Source organism: Succinimonas sp., assembly GCF_045225735.1.
GTDB lineage: Bacteria > Pseudomonadota > Gammaproteobacteria > Enterobacterales > Succinivibrionaceae > Succinimonas.
The window spans coordinates 1-4,928 of record NZ_JBGVBR010000238.1; the positions used below are offsets into that span (position 1 = coordinate 1).

A 4,928-nucleotide genomic window follows, 5' to 3' on the forward strand; every position below is an offset into this window, starting at 1 on the left:
GGCGTCCCTTTTATTTTGTGCTTTCCTGCTTTTGTTCTTGCTCTTCCCCAGCCGCCGGTTCCGGATTCCGGCGGTCTCGGACAGGGCGTCAGTCCAGATTAGAATTTGAAGGCATCGTCGTAAATCATCTTGCCGATGCGGTCAACATCCTCTTCAGTGAGCTTTCTGAATTCAGGCTGACCATTGACCATTACCGGTTCAAACTGGAATTTGCCATAAATCTTCACCGGATTGCCCTTGCTGTCAAGAACCGGTTTGGTGATGGGATGGAAGGTACCCACCAGTTCCTTCCTGACATGGGGAGCATACTCCTCCCAGGAGTCAAGATCCTGCAGATCCTCTCTGGATACCACATTATTTATCATGCCGGTTACGCACTCATCCAGAGGGGTGGCGTTGGTGCCCTTCAAAACGATGCCTTCCAGTTCGCGCTCCAGATCCTTGTCCACAGGCTTAGCCTGATCCAGTTTCCTGTCCCTGAATTCGATGAATTTGGTGGTCTTGTCCTCCATGCAGGCGCCGCCGTTTGTGGCAATATGATTTCTGAACTCGTTCAGCCTGCCGGTCATCTTTGCCTTGTAGAAGGAGTCCACGGAAACCTTAATGAAGCTCTTCATGAGATCGGTGACGTACTTTTTCTGGTTGCTGATATCATAGTAGGTATTGCCGTCCTTGTCTGTGAACTTGTACTGGCAGTTCTCAGTGTGAATTGCGAGACCGCCCACTGCTTTGCTGAAGACGGTGCTTCTGAATTTTTCGTCAAGCACGTGAACATAGCTCGTCTTCCCGGTTTCCTTGTCATAGACAATGAAAGGCTCTATATTGTTAAGACTCGCAGATCCGGCCCCTTCATCCTCCAGTTCTTCCTGATATCTCGGATTGTTCCTGACCACTGATTTCTCAGGATCATTAATCTCTGTGTCCAGAAAATCCAGAGAGGCTTTGACGAACCGGAACATTTCCAGAAATGATTCCTGCTCTTGTGTCTTAGCATTCTTAATATCGGCGTCAAGGGTGGCAACGGAAGATCCCGATTCCTTAAGGAGGTTGTTAAACTTGTTCTGGTATTCAGTCAGATCGAACTTGTTGCCGGAAGAAAAATTGGCAGCCTGAGTCATAATGGCCTTTACTCTTCTGAAAGTAAGCGGCTTTCCGGAAGTCACCGCGCCGCCCTGCTCCGGAACTCCGAAATCCTCTGCCTTGAATGCAGGGCCGATAAGGTTTTTGAGCTTATCCATAAACTCGCGGGAAAAAGTAGTCTCGCCGCGCTTGCCGGTGCCGACGCCCTCCAGACCGAAGGCCTTGCCCAGAGATTTCAGAAGCTCGGAGCGAGCCTCATTGTTTGCCTTTTGAGCCTTGCCGCCCCGCATGAATCTGAAAATATTCGAGCCGGAAAAAGTCCCGTTCCTTTTAAGAGATGCGGCCTTTTCATTTTCCTTGCCGGCAAAATTGACAATGGCGTTCTCATTGTCAAACACAGCCTTGTTAAAGGTATCCAGAACGTTCATGTTAAATTCAGCTGTCATGTTGTTATCCTCATTGTTTCAGTCTGATTTCAGGTTTCAGGGATAGTGCCGGGCGTTAAATCCCGGCTTTGTCCTTTGGGTTCCTTACGCATTTCCGGAGATCTGCGGGTTAACGGAATCGGCATCATCCCTTTTTTCTGTCCTGAAAACGTTAACAAGGAGGGAAGGTTACAGAAACATTACAGAAACGTTACATAGAAGCTGCGGGAAAAGAGAGGCAGCCCCGGATCGCAGACTGGCGATCGGGGAGAGCCGGGAAGGAGTCGATCAGCCATTCTGCGCCGCTGATTTCCGCAGATCTTCATCTGGCGGAGCCTGTCCTTGCTTCTCAGCGTAATTCCGCGGGCTCCGCTCCTTAATCAGATCTCCTTCATCAAGCCGGGAAGCGGTTTTTGCCGCTGAAATCAGCCTCGAGCACCGGGGCTTTAACCGTCTGATGTTCGGGGAGCTTCTGAAAATAATAGCTTCCGGCATCCATGAAGACGATATAGGGCCCCTTGAAGGACATTTTTCTTTCCTTGTGAACGCGCTCATCAGAAGGATTCCCGGAACAGCTGCTGAGAATCTCCTTGCCCTCGCCGTCGAAGATTTCCGGATCATGACAGATGCCGTAGCAATAGACATGACAGTCCCACCGGGACAATTCCTTCAGCATCACGGGAATGAGATTGCTCTCCTGTTCAAACACATGAATGATGAGCTGCCGCTTCTCAGGAGGCTCAAAGCTCCAGGCGGAGTTCCGGAAAAAACAGTTACTCTTACGCCCGGCGCTCTTATCAACACCGCTCCTGCGCTCAGAATTCATGCCCTCGGCGCGGGAGCGGATCCTGAGAGCAGCATGAGGCTTCATAATAACCGCGGATACGGCCTTGAATACTTCGATTTCTCCGCTGTAGTCTCCGCAGGAATCATTGTTAATGCTGCTTGTCGGGAAAAAGCAGCGGCATTTTTTCTTTCGAGTCATTTCAGAATCAAACAAGTCCATGTCCCGGTACTGCAGAAAGCCCCGATAGCAGAGCTCCCTGCTGGAAAGAATATCCGGCCGGGACAGCAAATCAAGAAGCTGTTCTCTTCTCTGACCTGACAGGGGCGGCATATCATCGAAATCAAGGTTCTGATATCTGGTGATGCTGTAGTAGTTCTGCTTCCGGCAGGCTGCGATGTCATCTCTTTTTCTGGTCATGGTGTTTTCTCCTGTGATTGCGGTTAATTCATAGCGGCGGAAAGCGCCTCATGTTTAATGATATTTCCGTAAGCGCCGCTTTCCGGACAAAAAAAGTGCAAAAAAGATACCAGGAGATTCCCCCCGGTACCGGACTCATTTTCAGCGCCCCGGGCTTAACGGCGTTTTACCCTCTGCGCCGTTTATGCACAGCCGGTTTTATCAGCGGGCAAAATTGCGGTAAAATACGAAAACACTAACAGCCAGAAAAGACATCATGGATGTCACGCATCACGATTCCGCTATGAATAAATTTGTTCCCCTTGCCTCCCTGAAGGAGGAAAGCGTCATTTTCCGGTGCATCCGGTTTGCCGCTGTGGCCCTGATTCTGTGGGTGGTATATCTCATCGGCTCCGGCATTGAGAGCCTGGAAACCCGGCAGTTCTACTGGATCTTTGCCATCATACTCCTGTGGTATGCGCCCCGGGCCATCTATACCAGATATAAAAGAGTTATCCTCAATGAGGAGCTGGGCACCGGCTGGAAGGCCCGCAAAATCAGCGAACGCCTGGTCTATGCCACCAAAAAGCAGCTTTCGGAATCCTTTGTCTTCGTGCTGACCGGGCTTATGGCCTGGTTCGGGCTCGTGATTAAGAGCCCGGAGGCCGTGCAGACTTTGGCCCTGGCCGGAGGGGTAACCTTTGCGGTCAGCCTGCTGATGATGCTGCCGCCCCTGCGCCGCTTCTACAAGGAGGACAAATACCCCTCGGTATTCCCCTTCTACAGAAGAAGCATCGCCGCCATTGCCGCCGGCATCGCATGTTTTCTGCTGGCCTATCTCCGCTTCCAGCCTCATCTTGACGGCGAGGCGGCCTTTAAAACCCTGACGATTTCCGTTACCCAGACTCCGGAATCCTTTAACGGCTTCCTCACCGCCCTCCGGGACTCCATGAACATCTGGGCGGCCCTGATGAACTACGGACTTTCGTATGCTGACGGCACCTCCTGGTATGCCCTGACCCGGGCCTTTCTCATCGCCCTGCCCTACGGCATTCTGGGAGCTCATTTCGGGATTGTGCTGGGCGTGCTTACCCTGCCGGGCAGCACCCTCCGGGCCATCATGGCCAGACAGCAGTGGATAAAAACCGATCGCGGCGTATTCAAGCGCTACTGGAAGACGGTAGCCCTGCCGCTTTTCCTGATTGCCTTCTTCGGCGCCGGCACCTACTACGGCTATCCTTACTACGTGAAGTATCAGGATAAAATCATCATCACTGCAGACAGCGATGAAAGATCCGGCAAAATCGACATCATTGAGGACAAGTACTACAAGACCGGCACCATTAAGAGCATTGAAAACGAAAAGGCTCATGCCGTAAGCCGTCTCAAGGGGCTGGTCAATAACGCCGTGAACGAGGTCAACATCGTCTTCTCCGAAGCGGAGGATAAGCTGGAGCCCTTTGTGGAATGGTATACCGAGGAACGCAAAACCCGGAGATTCCCGGTAGGCAACGAGCTCCTCAAGGAAACCTACAAGAACTCCCTGGATCTCTTCAACCTGAACCTGAAGCTCCAGAATATCCGGAAGGAGCTCGGGCAGCAGGCCTCCCGGGTGTATTCTGATCTGGGGATCTACATCGACACCCTGATGAAGAACAACGAAATCGCCCTGCCCGATGATGAAGAAACCAGCGTGGGACGGAAGTTCACCATGGAGGAGATCAATACCCTGAAGCTCCCCGGCGGCAATCTGGTTCCGGTACGGCAGACCTTCCGCATGAAGACCCAGCTTCCGGAGGTGATCATTGATCTTCTGGATGACTTTGACGTGGCCGCCACCCCCTGGTTCCAGGAAGTCCTGAGCAAGGAGGAGCAGAGCATGGAGGACGACATCTTCAATGATCTGGAGAACGGGGAAGATTCCGATGCCGCTCCGAAGCAGGATCCGAAGGAAAACGGCAAAAAGAAGGATCAGAAGTCTGACAAGGATCAGAAGAAGCCGGAGAAGCAGGAAAAAATGTCCGCCGCCGAGGCCGAGCTTCTGGGCCTTGCGCTGGATCCTGAAGACGCCGCAGCTGAAAACGCCGGTGAAGCGGGAGACGGCGGCGATCACGAAGGCTCCGAGGCCGAAGAGCAGGAGGATAACGGAAATCCGCTCCTGAAGCACGGTCTTGCCATGATCCGGAAGGAAAAGAATCTGGTGATCCAGAGCCTCTATGACGGACTGGAAATCCCCTATC

The 4,928-nt window shown here is 52.3% G+C and carries 3 protein-coding genes; 1 reads left to right on the top strand and 2 read right to left on the bottom strand.

What is annotated here, in order from left to right; translation table 11 throughout:
• Nucleotides 1-98 precede the first annotated feature (98 nt).
• Together ACJROR_RS08265 and ACJROR_RS08270 are read right to left on the bottom strand one after the other, a co-directional pair.
• Nucleotides 99-1,526, bottom strand: coding sequence for a hypothetical protein (locus ACJROR_RS08265; protein ID WP_406546714.1), 1,428 nt, complete (start codon nucleotides 1,524-1,526; stop codon nucleotides 99-101).
• 373 nt (nucleotides 1,527-1,899) lie between these two features.
• Complete coding sequence (locus tag ACJROR_RS08270) at nucleotides 1,900-2,709, bottom strand: hypothetical protein (protein WP_406546715.1); 810 nt, start codon at nucleotides 2,707-2,709, stop codon at nucleotides 1,900-1,902.
• Between the two features lie 283 nt (nucleotides 2,710-2,992).
• On the opposite strand from ACJROR_RS08270, the gene ACJROR_RS08275 reads away from it, so the two are divergent.
• The coding region (locus tag ACJROR_RS08275; protein ID WP_406546716.1) for a hypothetical protein at nucleotides 2,993-4,928 on the top strand (1,936 nt) is incomplete at its 3' end.

Bases quoted from the DNA above. Each gene is read 5' to 3' on its own strand.
- ACJROR_RS08265 (WP_406546714.1), bottom strand. From the start codon at position 1,526: ATGACAGCTGAATTTAACATGAACGTTCTGGATACCTTTAACAAGGCT.
- ACJROR_RS08270 (WP_406546715.1), bottom strand. From the start codon at position 2,709: ATGACCAGAAAAAGAGATGACATCGCAGCCTGCCGGAAGCAGAACTAC.